Annotated in this window: 13 protein-coding genes; 9 read left to right on the forward strand and 4 right to left on the reverse strand. The window is 68.5% G+C overall.

All coding sequences use genetic code 11. From position 1 onward, the window contains the following. Window positions 1–200: 200 nt before the first annotated feature. A complete protein-coding gene (locus CFB35_RS30780; protein WP_059578940.1) occupies window positions 201–920 on the forward strand; it encodes a response regulator transcription factor in 720 nt (239 codons plus the stop codon). Next, window positions 920–2,440, forward strand: coding sequence for a HAMP domain-containing sensor histidine kinase (locus CFB35_RS30785; protein ID WP_059579106.1), 1,521 nt, complete (start codon window positions 920–922; stop codon window positions 2,438–2,440). The genes CFB35_RS30780 and CFB35_RS30785 overlap by 1 nt, the downstream gene beginning before the upstream one ends. A gap of 15 nt (window positions 2,441–2,455) precedes the next feature. On the opposite strand, the gene CFB35_RS30790 is transcribed toward CFB35_RS30785, so the two are convergent. Continuing rightward, the gene (locus tag CFB35_RS30790; RefSeq protein ID WP_089466047.1) at window positions 2,456–3,556 is read right to left on the reverse strand and encodes an AraC family transcriptional regulator; all 1,101 of its coding nucleotides are present in this window, start codon (window positions 3,554–3,556) and stop codon (window positions 2,456–2,458) included. Window positions 3,557–3,867: 311 nt separating this feature from the next. Here CFB35_RS30790 and CFB35_RS30795 point away from each other — a divergent pair, with 311 nt between their 5' ends. From CFB35_RS30795 to CFB35_RS30820, 6 genes are all read left to right on the forward strand, one after another. Beyond that, window positions 3,868–5,502: an AMP-binding protein gene (locus tag CFB35_RS30795; RefSeq protein ID WP_089466048.1), complete on the forward strand. Its 1,635-nt coding sequence runs from the start codon at window positions 3,868–3,870 to the stop codon at window positions 5,500–5,502. A gap of 118 nt (window positions 5,503–5,620) precedes the next feature. After that, the gene (locus CFB35_RS30800) at window positions 5,621–6,667 is read left to right on the forward strand and encodes an AraC family transcriptional regulator (RefSeq protein ID WP_059578948.1); all 1,047 of its coding nucleotides are present in this window, start codon (window positions 5,621–5,623) and stop codon (window positions 6,665–6,667) included. A gap of 413 nt (window positions 6,668–7,080) precedes the next feature. Next, window positions 7,081–8,871, forward strand: a complete 1,791-nt coding sequence (locus CFB35_RS30805) for an acyl-CoA dehydrogenase (RefSeq protein ID WP_089466049.1) — start codon at window positions 7,081–7,083, stop codon at window positions 8,869–8,871. Window positions 8,872–8,951: 80 nt separating this feature from the next. Continuing rightward, window positions 8,952–10,580: an electron transfer flavoprotein-ubiquinone oxidoreductase gene (locus CFB35_RS30810; protein ID WP_373453043.1), complete on the forward strand. Its 1,629-nt coding sequence runs from the start codon at window positions 8,952–8,954 to the stop codon at window positions 10,578–10,580. A gap of 49 nt (window positions 10,581–10,629) precedes the next feature. Next, complete coding sequence (gene bktB, locus CFB35_RS30815) at window positions 10,630–11,823, forward strand: beta-ketothiolase BktB (protein ID WP_089466051.1); 1,194 nt, start codon at window positions 10,630–10,632, stop codon at window positions 11,821–11,823. Window positions 11,824–11,861: 38 nt separating this feature from the next. Next, window positions 11,862–12,716, forward strand: a complete 855-nt coding sequence (locus CFB35_RS30820; protein WP_089466052.1) for a 3-hydroxybutyryl-CoA dehydrogenase — start codon at window positions 11,862–11,864, stop codon at window positions 12,714–12,716. A 100-nt stretch (window positions 12,717–12,816) separates the two neighbouring features. On the opposite strand, the gene CFB35_RS30825 is transcribed toward CFB35_RS30820, so the two are convergent. Further along, the gene (locus CFB35_RS30825; RefSeq protein ID WP_089466053.1) at window positions 12,817–13,683 is read right to left on the reverse strand and encodes a DUF2071 domain-containing protein; all 867 of its coding nucleotides are present in this window, start codon (window positions 13,681–13,683) and stop codon (window positions 12,817–12,819) included. A gap of 160 nt (window positions 13,684–13,843) precedes the next feature. Then, a complete protein-coding gene (deoC, locus tag CFB35_RS30830; RefSeq protein ID WP_089466054.1) occupies window positions 13,844–14,524 on the reverse strand; it encodes a deoxyribose-phosphate aldolase in 681 nt (226 codons plus the stop codon). A 146-nt stretch (window positions 14,525–14,670) separates the two neighbouring features. On the opposite strand from deoC, the gene deoR reads away from it, so the two are divergent. Further along, the gene (deoR, locus tag CFB35_RS30835; RefSeq protein WP_059578967.1) at window positions 14,671–15,441 is read left to right on the forward strand and encodes a DNA-binding transcriptional repressor DeoR; all 771 of its coding nucleotides are present in this window, start codon (window positions 14,671–14,673) and stop codon (window positions 15,439–15,441) included. Between the two features lie 58 nt (window positions 15,442–15,499). Here the strand turns inward: deoR and CFB35_RS30840 are convergent, their stop codons facing one another. After that, entirely contained in the window at window positions 15,500–16,552 is a 1,053-nt protein-coding gene (locus tag CFB35_RS30840; protein WP_089466055.1) for an aldose 1-epimerase family protein, read from the reverse strand. Window positions 16,553–16,554 lie beyond the last annotated feature (2 nt).

Consider the following 16,554-nt stretch of genomic DNA (forward strand, 5'->3'; position numbering starts at 1 on the left):
GCGAAGCCTCGCCGAGATTGGCTCACATCACGAGTACGATCCAGATTTAAACGATTTGTGATCACTCTCCGCCGCAAAATTTTGCACAATGACGGCAGCGCGGCCTTTCGCCGGGCGGCGACCCGGGCGACCGAGCGCCGCCCGGCAACCGCCCGACAACCCTCACCGAGCGTCGCGCCGACGTGCCGCCGCCCACCGCCATGGACCAACCGAAACGCATCCTGATCGTCGAGGACGACGCCGACATCGCCGACGTGCTGAGTCTGCACCTGCGCGACGAGCGCTACGAGGTCGTGCACAGCGCGGACGGCGCCGAAGGGCTGCGCCTGCTCGAACAGGGCAACTGGGACGCGCTGATCCTCGACCTGATGCTGCCGGGCGTCGACGGCCTCGAAATCTGCCGGCGCGCGCGGGCGATGACGCGCTACACGCCGATCATCATCACGAGCGCGCGCTCGAGCGAGGTGCACCGGATCCTCGGCCTCGAACTCGGCGCCGACGACTACCTCGCGAAGCCGTTCTCGGTGCTCGAACTCGTCGCGCGCGTGAAGGCGCTGCTGCGGCGCGTCGATGCGCTCGCGCGCGATTCGCGGATCGACGCGGGCACGCTCGACGTCGCCGGGCTCGCGATCGACCCGATCGCGCGCGAGGCGAGCGTCGACGGCGTGCGCATCGACCTCACGCCGCGCGAATTCGACCTGCTGTATTTCTTCGCGCGACACCCGGGCAAGGTGTTCTCGCGGATGGATCTGCTGAACGCCGTGTGGGGCTACCAGCACGAAGGCTACGAACACACGGTCAACACCCACATCAACCGCCTGCGCGCGAAGATCGAGGCCGATCCGGCCGAGCCCGTGCGAATCCTCACCGTCTGGGGCCGCGGCTACAAGCTCGCCGCGCCGGGCCAGCGGGACGCATGATGAAACTCACGCTCACGCGGCGGCTGTCGCTCGTGTTCTCGATCCTGCTGCTCGCGTGCTCGGGCGCGTCGGCGTGGCTGCAGATCCGCGCGAACGACATGCGCGAGAAGGAAGTCGTGCAGGCGCTGTCGCGCGACCTGGCCGCCAACATCGCGAGCAGCGCGCCGCTGATGGACGCGAACGGGCTGCGCCCCGACGCCGTGCGCACGCTGTTCGGCCAGTTGATGGGCGTGAACCCGAGCGTCGAGGTATACCTGCTCGACAACGCGGGGCGCATCAAGGGCGACGACGCGCCGCCGGGCCACGTGAAGCGCGACCGCGTCGATCTCGCGCCCGTGCAGCGCTTCATCGCGGGCCAGCCGCTGCCGATTCTCGGCGACGACCCGCGCAGCCCGGACGCGCGCAAGGTGTTCAGCGCCGCGCCGCTGCAGCGCGCGGGGCAGCCGCCGTCGGGCTACATCTACGTGGTGTTGCTCGGCGAGGCGCATGACCGGCTCGCCGCGCGCGTCGACGCCGGCAACGTGCTGCGCACGACGCTGTGGTCGATGGCGATCGTCGCGCTGCTCGGCCTGCTCGCGGGCCTCGTCGCCTTCAGCTTCATCACGCGCCCGTTGCGCCGGCTGACGGCCGCGATGCGCGGCTTCGACGCGAGCGGCGCGCCTGGCGCGCCGGCCATGCCCGCCATGCCCGATACGCAGCCGCCGGTGCTGCGCTTGCCGCCGGGCCGCCGCGGCGACGACATCGCGGTGCTCGAATCCGCGTTCGCGCAGATGGCCGACCGGATCGGCGAACAGTGGCGCGCATTGACGCGCCAGGACCAGCAGCGGCGCGAACTGATCACGAACATCTCGCACGACCTGCGCACGCCGCTCACGTCGCTGCACGGCTATCTGGAGACGCTGTCGCTGAAGGCCGACACGCTGGCCGAGCCCGAACGGCGGCGCTACCTGTCGATCGCGCTCGCGCAGAGCGCGAAGGTCGGGCGGCTCGCGCAGGCGCTGTTCGAGCTCGCGCGGCTCGAATCGGGCGGGGTGCAGGCCGAGCGCGAGCCGTTCTCGCTCGTCGATCTCGTGCAGGACGTGTTCCAGAAGTTCGAGCTGACCGCGCAATCGCGCGGCGTCGCGTTGCATGCGCGGATCCCGCCGCGCGTGCCGGTCGTGTCGGCCGATCTCGGGATGATCGAGCGCGTGCTGACCAACCTGCTCGACAACGCGCTGCGGCACACGCCTTCGCAGGGCGAGGTCGAGATCGCGCTCGAGCCTCGGGAAGACCGTGTGGTCGTGACGGTGTCGGATACCGGGGAAGGGATTCCGGCGGCGCGGCGCGAAGGGCTGTTCCAGCGGCCGCAGCGGCCGATCAGCGGCGGCACGGCGACGAGCGGCGGGCTCGGCCTGTTGATCGTGCACCGGATGCTGGCGCTCAACGGCAGCAGCATCCGGCTCGTCGACCGGGCCGGGCACGGCGCGGTGTTCGAGTTTGCGCTGGCGGTCGCGTCGCCGGCCGCGGGCGACGCGCGCTGACCGCCGGCGGCGGCGTTACCCGCCGCGCTTGCGCCGCACGTCGGTCGGCGTCGTGCCGGTCCAGCGCTTGAACGCGTGGCGGAATCCCACCGCATCGCTGAAGCCGAGCGTCAACGCGATGTCCTCGATGCTGAGCGTGGTCGTGCCGAGGTAGTCGATCGCGAGCGCCTTGCGCACGCTCGTCAGCAGTTCGCTGTACGACGTGCCTTCGGCTTCGAGCTTGCGGCGCAGCGTGCGCGAGGTCATGCAGAGGATTTCGGCGATCGCGTCGATGTCCGGGAATTGTCCCGGCGTGCGGGTGAGCTCCTCGTATACGCGTCGCGTGATGCCGGACTGGCTGCGTAATTCGTCGAGCAACCGGGCGCAGTGCGACGACATCTGCGCGGCGGTGATCGGGTTCGCGAGCTGCGGCGCGCGCGCGAGCCATGCCGCCGGATAGCTGAGCACGTGATGCGGCTGGTCGAACGCGATCGGGCATTCGAGCGCATCGGCCAGCAGCGCCGCGTGCGGCGGCCGCGGCTGCGCGAACTGCGCGCGCGCCGGCACGCACCATCCGCCCATCACGTCCTTGATGACCGTCACGTGCAGCGCGAACTGCATGTCGATCAGGAAACGGTACAGCGGCGCGTCGAGATCGGGCAGCGTGACCTCGTGCCGGGCCGGAAACAGCCACGACGCGGTATCGCCCTGTTCGACCCAGCGGATCGGCAGCATGCCGTTCGCGAGCCGGTGATACTTGACGGCCGAATCGAACGCGCGCGCGAGCGATTCCGAGCACAGCATCGCGTAGCCGTACATCCCGTAGCTCGACGCGTGCAGCCGGCGGCCGACGCGCACGCCGAGGTCGGTGCCGTCGTACCGGTTGACCGCATTGCGCGCGGCCGTCAGGAACTGCAGCGGCGACGTGAGCGTGAACGGGTCCGAGACGTCGGCCGGCGTGAGCCCGGTGCCGGCGAGCACCGTGGCCGGATCGAGGCCGGCGTGCGCGGCCACGTCGACCAGCACGGCCAGCTTGGCCGGCGTGAAGCGCTGCGCGCGCAACGCGTGGGCGGCCTCGGCGTCGGGCAGCCGGGCGGGATGGGCGTCGGTCGGTTTCAACAGCGCGCTGCGCGGCATGGCGGGATCCTGCGTCCGAATCGATATCGTTGACGGCCCGCAATTCTGCTCGGGAACGGTCCCGTCCGCCACAGGGTTCACCCTGATGCAGCGATGGAACAGGCCGGCCGGACGGGTGTTCGCGGTGTGAGTGGCGTAGGCGCGTACGTTCGCGTGTCCGTTTCGATCATGTTTTCGGCCGCGCGGATCATTTGCAACGCGCATCGCGCGGGCGATAGTCGCCGGTCAGGCGGCGTCCCGCGTCCTTTCGGCGTGCAGGCCGCCGTGAGAGCGGTACGCACGCTGGCGTGCCGCGCCCAGAGGAGTGAGACATGACGAAGAGACACTGGATCGGGTCGTATGGCTCGATCCCCGCCGAGATCGACGCCGATCGCCATCCTTCCGTAAGCGCGCTGCTGGACGACGCGATGCGCCGCTTCGCCGATCGTCCGGCGTTCCATGCATGCGGCCGCACGCTCACCTATGCCGACGTCGAGCACCTGTCGACCGCGCTGGCCGCATATCTGCAGCAGGTTGTCGGCGTGCGCAAGGGCGACCGCGTGGCCGTGATGCTGCCCAACGTGCTCGCGTTCCCGGTCGTGTTCGTCGCCGTCGCGAAGATCGGCGCGGTGCAGGTCAACGTGAATCCGCACTACACCGCGCGCGAGCTCGAGCATCAGCTCGACGACGCCGGGGTCGAGGTGGCGATCGTCTGCGGCGGGTCGATGGGCACGTTCGCGGACGTGGTCGGCCGCACGCGCGTGCGCACCGTGCTCAGCGTGGGCCGGGAGGACCTCGGCGTCGTCGATGCGCCGGCCGGCACGTGCGACACGCTGCCGCCCGGTTCGACCGCGCTCGCGCACGCCATCGCCGCCGGGGAATCGCTCGCGTGCGAGCCGGTTGCGTTGAGCGGCGCGGACCTGTTGCTGCTGCAATACACGGGCGGCACGACCGGCCTGTCGAAGGGCGCGGCGCTGTCGCATCGCAACCTCGTCGCGAACATCGCGCAGTTCGCGGCGATCGTGCCGGATGCGCGCCGGCCGGGCGAGGAAGTCGTCGTCACGGCGATCCCGCTGTATCACATCTTCGCGCTGACGGTGAACTTCCTGTCCTACTTCGCGATCGGCGCGCAGAACTGGCTCGTCGCGAACCCGCGCGACATGGACGGGTTCATCGACGTGCTGAAGGCCGCGCGGCCGACGGTGTTCGTCGGCGTGAACACGCTGTACGCGGGGCTCGCCGGCCATCCGCGCCTGAAGGAGGTCGACTGGTCGCGGCTGAAGCTGTCGGCCGGCGGCGGCGCGGCGGTGATCGACGTGATCTCGTCGCGCTGGAAGGCGGTGACGGGCAATTTCATCCGCGAGGGCTACGGGCTGTCGGAAACGTCGCCGGTCGTGTCGTTCAACCCGCAGTCGATCGACCGCTTCACGGGCACCACGGGCGTGCCGCTGCCGTCGACCGACGTGAAGCTGCTCGACGACCAGGATCGCGAGGTGGCGATCGGCGAAGCGGGCGAGATCTGCGTGAAGGGGCCGCAGGTGATGAGCGGCTACTGGCGGAAGCCGGACGCGAACGCGGCCGCGTTCACCGCGGACGGCTATTTCCGCACCGGCGACGTCGGCGTGTTCGACGCGGCGGGCTTCCTGCGGATCGTCGATCGCAAGAAGGACATGATCATCGTGTCGGGCTTCAACGTGTATCCGAACGAGATCGAGGCGGTCGCGACCGCGCTGCCGGGCGTCGCCGAATGCGCGTGCATCGGCGTGCCGGACCCGCGCACGGGCGAGGCCGTCAAGTTGTTCGTGGTGTGCGCGCCGGACGCCGACGTGACGGAGGCGCAGCTCGTCGCGCACTGCCGCGCGAGCCTGGCCGCGTACAAGGTGCCGAAGCTGGTGCGCTTCGTTGACCGGCTGCCGAAGTCGACGGTCGGCAAGATCCTGCGCCGGGAACTCGGCCGCACCGACTGATGGCGGCCACGCGCCGCGCGGCCGCGGCGGCCCGGCACGGCCCGGTGCGCGTCCAACCCCGAAGGTCGCGCGCGGGCCGCTCAAGTACAATGCGGTCGGTTCGATCGACGGGGACGCGATGACCGGCTCAGATTCACTTTCCGCCCGGCCCGGGCGTGCGCTGCCGTCGCCGAGCGCGACGGTGCCGATCTCGCTCGTCAACGGCTTTCTCGCGAGCGCGGGCGCGCGGCGCGACGTGGTCGAGCGCTACCTGCGCGGCGCCGGCATTCCGATCGAGCTGCTCGGCGAGCCGCATGCGCGCGTGACGGAGGAGCAGTTCTCGACGCTGTACCGCACGCTCGCGATCGACCTCGACGACGAGATGCCCGGCATCTTCTCGCGTCCGCTGCGCGGCGGCACGCTGAAGTACCTGTGCCTGAGCCTGCTCGATGCGCGCAACCTCGAAACGGCGCTGCATCGTTTCGGGCAATTCTTCCATATCCTGCTCGACGACTTCTTCGTCGAATCGAAGCGCGACGAGCTCGTGGCGCAAGTGCTGCTGCGCCCGAACGACGCCATCGGCCCGATCGGCGCGCTCGGCCAGGAGCTGATGCTCAAGCTCGTGCACGGCGTGTGCTCCTGGCTGATCGGGCAGAAGATTCCGCTGCTGCAGATCGAGTTCGCGTGCCCGCGGCCGCGCCATGCGGTCGACCACCTGTACTTCTTCACCGGCGCCGTGCAGTTCGACTGCGCGCGTACGCTGATGCGCTTCAGCGCCGATTACCTCGACGCGCCGATCCGCCAGAGCAAGCGCAACCTGCGCAAGTTCCTCGCGCGCGCGCCGGGCGACTGGATCTTCGAATCGTTCAGCGAACAGCTCGTGTGCCATCGCGTGCGGCAGTACCTGTCGGCGGCGCTGCCCGACCTGCCCGCGATCGACCAGGCGGCCGAGCACCTGCATTGTTCGGTGCGCACGCTGAGCCGTCATCTGGCCGCCGAAGGGACGACGTTCCAGGTACTGAAGGACGAGCTGCGGCGCGATATCGCGATCCAGCGGCTGACCGACACGCCCGACACGATCGCGGCGATCGGCGCCGATATCGGCTTCGACGATCCGAGCGCGTTTCATCGCGCGTTCCGGCACTGGACGGGGAGTACGCCGGGGACGTATCGGCGCCGGGCGTGACGCGGGCGCGGCGCCGGGTATCACCGATTCGCGGGGCCGCGGATGGAATCACATAACCGGACACCTTTGCGGTTTTCATCGCCGGTTTTTCAGAGGGCACTCCCATAACCGGCTCCCTTTGCCGCGCCGGGCGGCCGCGCGTGCGCGTGGCCGTTTTTTTGGGTGCGCTTCACCGCAATCGCCGATACGGGCGGATCGGGCGCCGACGCCCGCGCGACGGACTTCTCCGCCGGGCGGCAGGGTCGCCGCCGGTGCGCGGCGTGGCCGATTTTGTCACCATGTGGGCCGGATATGACAATGAAAATCCGGACCCCCGGCGTTAGGATGGCCCATCACGTCGCCCGGTTCTGGCCGGTTCTGCCGTATCGGACCCCGTGGCGCCCCCAATTCACCGCCTGATTGGAACATCGACCATGAGCTATAACGCCCCCGTCAAGGACATGCTGTTCGTGCTGAAGGAACTCGCGGGCATCGACGCCGTCGCGCAGTTGCCGGGTTTCGAGGATGCGGGTTACGACACGGCGCAGGCCGTGCTCGACGAGTCCGCGAAATTCTGCGGCGAGGTGCTGGCGCCGCTGAACGTCGAAGGCGATCGCAATCCGAGCAGCTGGAAGGACGGCGTCGTGACCGCGACGCCGGGCTTCGGCGAAGCGTTCCGCCAGTTCGTCGAGGGCGGCTGGCAGGGGCTGCAGCATCCGGCCGAATACGACGGCCAGGGGCTGCCGAAGCTGATCGCGACGCCGTGCATCGAGATGCTGAACGCATCGAACCTGTCGTTCGCGCTGTGCCCGCTGCTCACCGACGGCGCGATCGAGGCGCTGCTGACGGCCGGCACCGACGAGCAGAAGCAGCGCTACGTGCCGAAGCTGATCTCCGGCGAATGGACGGGCACGATGAACCTGACCGAGCCGCAGGCAGGCTCCGACCTCGCGCTGGTGCGCTCGCGCGCGGAGCCGCAGGGCGACGGCACGTACAAGGTGTTCGGCACGAAGATCTTCATCACGTGGGGCGAGCACGACATGGCGGACAACATCGTCCATCTGGTGCTGGCGCGCACGCCAAATGCGCCGGAAGGCGTGAAGGGCATTTCGCTGTTCATCGTGCCGAAGTTCCTGGTCAACGACGACGGCTCGCTCGGTGCGCGCAACGACGTGCACTGCGTGTCGATCGAGCACAAGCTCGGGATCAAGGCGAGCCCGACGGCGGTGCTGCAATACGGCGATCACGGCGGCGCGATCGGCTATCTGGTGGGCGAGGAGAACCGCGGCCTCGAATACATGTTCATCATGATGAACGCGGCGCGCTTCGGGGTCGGGATGCAGGGGATCGGCGTGGCCGATCGCGCGTACCAGAAGGCGGCCGCGTTCGCGAAGGAACGCGTGCAGAGCCGCCCGGTGGATGGCTCGGCGAAGCAGTCGGTGACGATCATCCATCACCCGGACGTGCGCCGGATGCTGGGCACGATGCGTGCGCTGACCGAAGGCGCGCGGGCGCTGGCCTATGTGGCCGCCGCGCACAGCGACATTGCCCACCGCCATGCGGACGACGCGACGCGCGCGCGTCATCAGGCGATCTACGAATATCTGGTGCCGGTCGTGAAGGGCTGGAGCACGGAGATGGTGAACGACGTGGCGAGCCTCGGCGTGCAGGTGCATGGCGGGATGGGCTTCATCGAGGAAACCGGCGCCGCGCAGTACTACCGCGATGCGCGGATCCTGGCGATCTACGAAGGCACGACCGCGATCCAGGCGAACGACCTCGTCGGCCGCAAGACGCTGCGCGACGGCGGCGCGGTCGCGAAGACGCTGATCGCGGAGATCGGCGAGACCGTCGCGGCGCTCGGCAAGATCGACGGCGCGGCGGCCGCGTCGATGAAGACGCAGCTGGAGAAGGGCGCGCGCGCGTTGTCGACGGTGGTCGACTACGTGCTCGCGAACGCGAAGCAGGACCCGAACGCGGTGTTCGCGGGCAGCGTGCCGTATCTGAAGCTCGCGGGCGTCGTGCTGTGCGGCTGGCAGATGGCGCGTGCGCTGCTGGCCGCGCACGCGAACCGTGCGAGCGACACGGCGTTCTTCGACGCGAAGATCGCGATCGCGCAATGCTATGCGGAGCACGTGCTCGTGCAGGCGGGTGCGCTCGAGGCGTCGATCGTCGGCGCGAAGGGCAACGAGAGCGTGCTCGCGTTGACGGAAGACCAGTTCTGACCGCTGACGGTCGGGACGCAGCAGGAGACAGGATTTTGACCACACAGGACTTGCTCGCGCAGTACGGCCCGCGCGAATCGATGGAATACGACGTCGTGATCGTCGGCGGCGGCCCCGCCGGGCTGTCGGCGGCGATCCGGCTCAAGCAGCTGGCCGCCGAGAAAGGCGCCGAGATCGGCGTGTGCGTGCTCGAGAAAGGTTCCGAGATCGGCGCGCACATCCTGTCGGGCGCGGTGATGGACCCGCGGGCGATCACCGAGCTGTTTCCCGACTGGAAGGAACGCGGCGCGCCGCTCGACGTCGAGGTGACGGAAGACCGCTTCCTGTTCCTGTCCGAGAAGAGCGCGGTCACGACGCCGAACTGGGCGCTGCCCGACAACTTCAAGAACCACGGCAACTACGTGATCTCGCTGGGCAACGTCACGCGCTGGCTCGGCCAGCAGGCCGAGGCGCTCGGCGTGGAAATCTTCCCGGGCTTCCCCGCCGCGGAGATTCTGTACAACGACGACGGTTCGGTCAAAGGCGTCGCCACCGGCAACATGGGCGTGGGCAAGGACGGCGAGCCGACCGAGAACTTCCAGCTCGGCATGGAGCTGCACGCGAAGTACACGCTGTTCGCCGAAGGCTGTCGCGGCCACCTCGGCCGCCAGTTGATCGCGAAGTTCAAGCTCGACGCGAACGCGGATCCGCAGGCGTACGGGATCGGCATCAAGGAACTGTGGGAAATCGATCCGGCCAAGCACAAGCCGGGCCTCGTGATCCACACGGCCGGCTGGCCGCTAAAGTCCGATACGTACGGCGGCTCGTTCCTGTATCACATGGACAACAACCAGGTCGTGGTCGGCTTCGTGGTGGGCCTCGGCTACACGAACCCGTACCTGTCGCCGTTCGAGGAATTCCAGCGCTACAAGACGCATCCGTCGATTCGCGCGTTCCTCGAAGGCGGCAAGCGCGTGTCGTACGGCGCGCGCGCGATCACGGCCGGCGGCCTGCTGTCGCTGCCGAAGACGGTGTTCCCGGGCGGCGCGCTGATCGGCGACGACGCGGGCTTTTTGAACGCATCGCGGATCAAGGGCAGCCATGCGGCGATCAAGACCGGGATGCTGGCGGCCGATGCGGCATTCGACGCGGTGCAGGCCGGGCGTCAGTCGGACGAGCTGAACGCGTACCCGGACGCGTTCAAGCAATCGTGGCTTTACACGGAGCTGTACCGCGCGCGCAACTTCAAGCAGTGGATGGCCAAGGGCCTGTATCTGGGCACGCTGATGGTCGGGATCGAGCAGAAGGTGATGGGCGGCAACGTGCCGTGGACGCTGCATCACCAGCACGCGGACCACGAGATGCTGAAGCTGGCGTCGCAGTGCGAGCCGATCGAATATCCGAAGCCGGACGGCAAGCTGACGTTCGATCGCCTTTCGTCGGTGTTCATCTCGAACACGAACCACGAGGAAAACCAGCCGGCGCACCTGACGCTGAAGGACGCGAGCGTGCCGGTGAACGTGAACCTGCGTACGTACGCAGGGCCGGAGGCGCGTTTCTGCCCGGCGGCGGTGTACGAGTTCGTGAAGAACGACGACGGCGGCGATCGGCTCGTGATCAACGCGCAGAACTGCGTGCACTGCAAGACTTGCGACATCAAAGACCCGACGCAGAACATCGTGTGGGTCACGCCCGAAGGCGGCGGCGGGCCGAATTACCCGAACATGTAACGCAAACGCATCCCCGCGCCCGCGGGCGCGAACGAACCGGAGTGAGACGATGAGCAATGCAGCGAAGGAAGTCGTGGTGGTGAGCGGTGTCCGTACCGCGATCGGCGATTTCGGCGGGAGCCTGAAGGATTTCTCGCCGACCGACCTCGGCGCGAAGGTGGTTGCCGAAGTGCTGTCGCGCGCGAACGTGCCCGGCGATGCGGTCGGCCATGTCGTATTCGGCCACGTCGTCAACACCGAGCCGAAGGACATGTATCTCGCGCGCGTCGCGGCGATCAACGGCGGCGTCGCGCAGCACACGCCGGCGCTGACCGTGAACCGCCTGTGCGGCTCCGGCCTGCAGGCGATCGTGTCGGCCGCGCAGACGATCATGCTCGGCGACGCCGACGTCGCGATCGGCGGCGGCTCGGAAAGCATGAGCCGCGCGCCGTACACCGTGCCGGCCGCGCGCTTCGGCCAGCGCATGGGCGACGCGAAGCTCGTCGACATGATGCTCGGCGCGCTGCACGATCCGTTCCAGACGATCCACATGGGCGTGACGGCCGAGAACGTCGCGAGGAAATACGACATCTCGCGTGAAGCGCAGGACGCGCTGGCGCTCGAATCGCATCGTCGCGCGGCGCGCGCGATCGCCGAAGGGCGCTTCAAGGACCAGATCCTGCTGATCTCGATCCGCACGAAGAAGGGCGAGGTCGCGTTCGACACCGACGAGCACGTGCGTCACGACGCGAGTGCCGACGATTTCACGAAGCTCAAGCCGGTGTTCGCGAAGGAGAACGGCACCGTGACGGCCGGCAACGCGTCGGGTATCAACGATGCGGCCGCCGCCGTACTGATGATGAGCGCGGACGCCGCGCGCGCACAGGGCGTGAAGCCGCTCGCCCGTCTCGTCGCGTATGCGCACGCGGGTGTCGATCCGGCGTACATGGGCATCGGCCCGGTGCCGGCCACGCAGAAGGCGCTCGAACGCGCCGGCCTGAAGATCACCGATCTCGATGTGATCGAAGCGAACGAGGCGTTCGCCGCGCAGGCGTGCGCGGTCACGCAGGAACTCGGCCTCGATCCGGCCAAGGTCAACCCGAACGGCTCGGGCATCTCGCTCGGTCACCCGATCGGCGCGACCGGCGCGCTGATCACGGTGAAGGCGCTGTACGAACTGAAGCGCATCGGCGGGCGTTACGCGCTCGTGACGATGTGTATCGGCGGCGGCCAGGGGATTGCGGCGATCTTCGAGAACATCTGATAATCGACCGCTCAGCCTCCGAATACACAGGAATCGTCATGGCCATCGAAACCGTCGGCGTCGTGGGCGCCGGAACCATGGGTAACGGCATTGCGCAAACCGCCGCCGTTGCAGGACTGAACGTCGTGATGATCGACGTCAGCGACGCCGCGCTCGACAAGGGCCTCGCGACGCTGAAGGGCAGCCTCGAGCGGCTCGTGTCGAAGGACAAGCTCGACGCGGCCACGCGTGACGCGGCGCTCGCCCGCATCACGACGTCGACCGACTACGCGACGCTCGCCGCGGTCGACATCGTGATCGAAGCCGCGACCGAGAACGTCGAGCTGAAGGGCCGCATCCTGAAGCAGATCGAGGCCGTCGCGCGCCCGGACGCGATCATCGCGACCAACACGTCGTCGATCTCGATCACCGCGCTCGCGGCGCCGCTCGCCGATCCGTCGCGTTTCCTCGGCATGCATTTCTTCAACCCGGTGCCGCTGATGCCGCTCGTCGAGATCATTCGCGGGCTGCAGACGAGCGACACGACCGCGTCGGCCGTGCGCGCGCTGACCGAGCGTTTCGACAAGTCGCCGATCGGCGTGCGCAATTCGCCGGGCTTCGTCGTGAACCGGATCCTCGTGCCGATGATCAACGAAGCGTTCTTCGTGCTGGCCGAAGGCATCGCGTCGGCCGAGGAGATCGACGCGGGGATGAAGCTCGGCGCGAACCACCCGATCGGGCCGCTCGCGCTGGCCGACCTCGTGGGCCTCGACGTGTGCCTCGCGGTGATGGACGTGTTCGCGAAGGACTTCGGCGATCCGAAGTATCGCGCGTGCCCGCTGCTGCGCGAGATGGTGTCGGCAGGGCGGCTCGGGAGGAAGACCGGGCGCGGCGTGTACGACTACGGCAAGTAAGCCGGTTGTCCCATGGTGTTTCGTGCGGCCGCCTTCGGGCGGCCGCGTGCATTGTATGGCGCGCGCGGCGTGATGACGCGTCGTGTACCGGCAGGTCGCGCTACAGCAGCCGCTCGGACAGAACGCGAAATGCGACGTCGGGCACGACGAAGCACAGCGGTTCGCCGGTCGCGCCGATGCGGGCGAGGAAGCCGCCGCCGCCGGCGGGGCCGACCGTCTTCAGCGGCCGCACCGCGTCGACGTCGATCGGCAGGTCGATCGACGCATACGCGAGGCGGTCGCAGTCCTCGACGTGGGCGACGGCCGCGTGCTGCAGCGACAGCGCGGCCACGGCCGCGCGCCAGTCGTCGAAGAACGGTGCGAAGGCGGCGGGCAGCGTCCGGTCGTGGGACGCTTCGGCCGTGCAGCGGAAGTCGGGTGCGCTGCCGCCGCTTGCCGCCAGCCGCGTGTCGTAGCGTCCGTCGCGTGCCTCGTGCGTGAAGGGCCGCGCGAGATGCGACGGCAGCGCGTCGCTGAACAGCCGGCTGCCGAGCGCATAGAGCGGGTGGTCGAACACGTTCTTCACGAACAGCACGGTGCGCTCGGCCGGCACGCCGTCCGGCAGCGCGTCGACGTAGAGCCGCCAGTTGCTTTGCAGCGGCGACGGAAACGCGCGGCGCAGCGGGCCGGCGAGACGCGGGCCGAAGTGGCGATGCCGGTAGGTGAGCGTCGTGAACAGCGTGCGGCCGCCTCGGCTCGCGAGTGTGACGCCGCGCGGCACGAGATGCTGGACGGCCGCGACGTCGACGACCCACGTGCAATACACGACATGCTCGACGTCGCTCGTGAGCTGCAGGAACGGCAGCCGCGACAGCAGCGCGCGGCGTGCGCGCAGCAAGGGACGGCTCGCGACGATCCGGTTGGCGAGCCGGCCGGCGATGCCGGTGGACGGGTAGACGAAGGCGTTGTCGTTGCGCATGGGCGGCATTGTGCCGGGGTTGTCGCATGCCCGGAAGAGGCGGCGCGGCTTGAGACGAACGGCGCGCGTATTTTGCCATCGGCGCGCCGCGTGCTGCCGCTTGTGCAATGGATTCCGACGGCCGAGCCCGACGCATGACGTACGCGCGCAAAGGCCCGCCGTTCGGGCGTCAGTACCCCGACCCGCCGTCGCCCTGGTCGGTCACGATCGCCACGCCCGAACTCGTGCCGAGCCGCGTCGCGCCGGCTTCGAGCATCGCCAGCGCGGCCGCGCGATCGCGCACGCCGCCCGACGCCTTCACGCCGAGCGTCGGCCCGACGGTGCGGCGCATCAGCGCGACATCGGCGAGCGTCGCGCCGCCGTGGCCGAACCCGGTCGACGTCTTCACGAACGCGACGCCGAGATCGCGACACATCTCGCACACGCGCACCTTCTCGTCGTCGGTCAGCAGCCCCGTTTCGAGGATCACCTTCAGCGGCACCGTGCCGCACGCGCGATGCACGGCGTCGATGTCGGCCTTCACGTCGTCGGCGCGGCCGCTTTTCAGCGCGCCGATGTTGATCACCATGTCGATCTCGCCGGCGCCCGCCGCGATCGCGGCGGTGGCTTCGAATGCCTTCGCGGCGGACAACCCGGCGCCGAGCGGAAAGCCGACCACGGCGCAGACGAGCACGCCGGTTTCAGCCAGCTCGCGCGCGGCGAGCGGCACGTTCGCCGAATTCACGCAGACCGAGTAAAAACGATGCTCGGCCGCCTGGCGGCAGAGTTCGCGGATCTGCGCGTCGCTCGCGTCGGGCGCGAGCAGCGTGTGATCGATGGTTTGGGCGAGCTGGGCGTTGGAAAGCGGCATGTGTCAGGACTCCACGGATCGTGTGCGGAAAGGGCACACGGAAAGTTGATGTTTTCACATCGGTTTGTTACAAATACGACATTCCGGCCGGGCCCGCGCGCCCGGCACGACGAACGACTCACGCGGCGGGCACGCAGGATACCGGCATGGAAACAAAGAAGGGCGAACGGATCAAGACCTTGATGAACGTGCTGCAAGGGCAGAACGCGATTCATCTGAGGGAAGTCGCCGAACTGTTCGGCGTGTCCGAAATGACGATCCGTCGCGATCTCGCGGACAACCCGCACGGCTTGAGCCTGATCGGCGGCTACGTGACGCGCCATTTCGCCGCGCAGCGCAGCGACATCGGCGAATACCTGATCAGCGCCGAGAACAACCGGCAGACGGAGGAAAAGCGCCGCATCGGCAAGCTCGCCGCGCAATTCGTGACGACCGGTGACACGATCTTCGTCGACTGCGGGTCGACCACGCCGTTCATCGTCGACTTCATTCCGGACGACCTCGAATTCACCGCGGTGTGCAATTCGCTGAACGTGTTCGCGAAGCTGCAGCAGAAGCCGCATTGCAACGTGATCCTGTGCGGCGGCGCGTATCACCGCCAGAACATGGTGTTCGAATCGGTCGCCGAAACGGGCATCCTCGATTCGGTGCGCGTGTCGAAGGCGTTCATTTCGGCGGCCGGCGTGAGCGAGCGCTGCGGCGTCACGTGCTTCAACTTCCACGAAGTCGACGCGAAGAAGAAAGTGATGGCGCGCGCGCAGAACCGCTTCCTGCTGGTCGATCACACGAAATTCGACGAAGTGCGCGCGGCCTATTTCGCCGAACTGACCGATTTCAACTACGTGATCTCGGACGGGGAGCTGAGCCGTCGCTACGAAACGGCGATCCGCGAGCACGGGATCGCGCTCGTGACCTGATGCGGCGCGGGCGGGCGGCGCGCCATGCAGCGCACTTCTCGTCGCGCCTCTCATCGCATCACGCATCGCGGGCTTCCGCCGGGCCGAGGTAGCCCGTCAGCACTTCGAAGCGGCGCGATGCGCCCGCCGCCAGCGCCGCGACGTGGCCCTTGCGGCGTTCGGCTTCGTAACCCTCCGGCTCGCAGGTCGACGGCAGCGCGAACGCAGCGACCTGCTGGTCCGCGTTGTGCAGGATCCAGCGCGTCGCATGCGGAAATTGCTCGGGGCGGTATGAGGTGTGGAACGCGCCGCCGTCCGGATGCACGAGCCGGAAATGCGCGACGCCGTCGGCGTCCGTTTCAACGTCGTTCATGAAGAACACGATTTCGGGGTCGTACAGCGCGGGCGCATCGAGCGTCGCGAGCCGCGCCGGATCGCGCGCGAGCGTGGCCGTGTAGTCGCGCCACGCGGCGGTCGGCTTCACGTGAGCCGGCACGCTGTCGCGCAGCCGCAGCCCGCCTGGACGCAACGCTTGCACGAAGCGCCCGCCCGGCACGTACGCGTAGTTCAGATGGGCCATGTACATCAGGTCCATCGGCGTGCCGCCGAGGTTCGTCACGTCCATCGCGATCGTCATCCGCGCATCGTGCTCGGCCAGCCGCACCGACGGACGCGCGACGTAGTGGCTGCCGAAGCCCTGCACGTATTCGTATTCGCCGGTCACTTCGACCGTCGCGCCGCGCGCATCCGAGCCGACAACGAGGCTCGCGCGGTCCATCGGCGCGCACGGCATCTCGCCGTGCAGCGCATGCGTGTCGTCCGGCCCCGGGCAGCCGTTGCGCAGCAGCCCGCTGTGGAACATGAAGCAGCCGTAGGTATCGATGATCGACGTCGCGCGCTTCGGCTGCCGGAACATGTGCTTCATCGTCAGGTCGCGGCCGTCGAATTCGGCGGCCCAGATCATCTGGCCGAGATACGGCAGCACGACGAGGTGCCCGCGGCGGTTGTCGAGCTTCAGCGCCTCGACGCCGGACGGGTACGCGAACGCGGTGACGGTGAGGCCGTCGGTGCGGTACAGCGTGCGCGGCGCTTCGCGGAAGTCGTCGCGCCGCAGTTCGATCTCGCCCCGCATGG

Origin of the sequence: Burkholderia sp. AU16482 (assembly GCF_002223285.1) — a bacterium.
Taxonomy (GTDB): Bacteria; Pseudomonadota; Gammaproteobacteria; order Burkholderiales; family Burkholderiaceae; genus Burkholderia; species Burkholderia semiarida.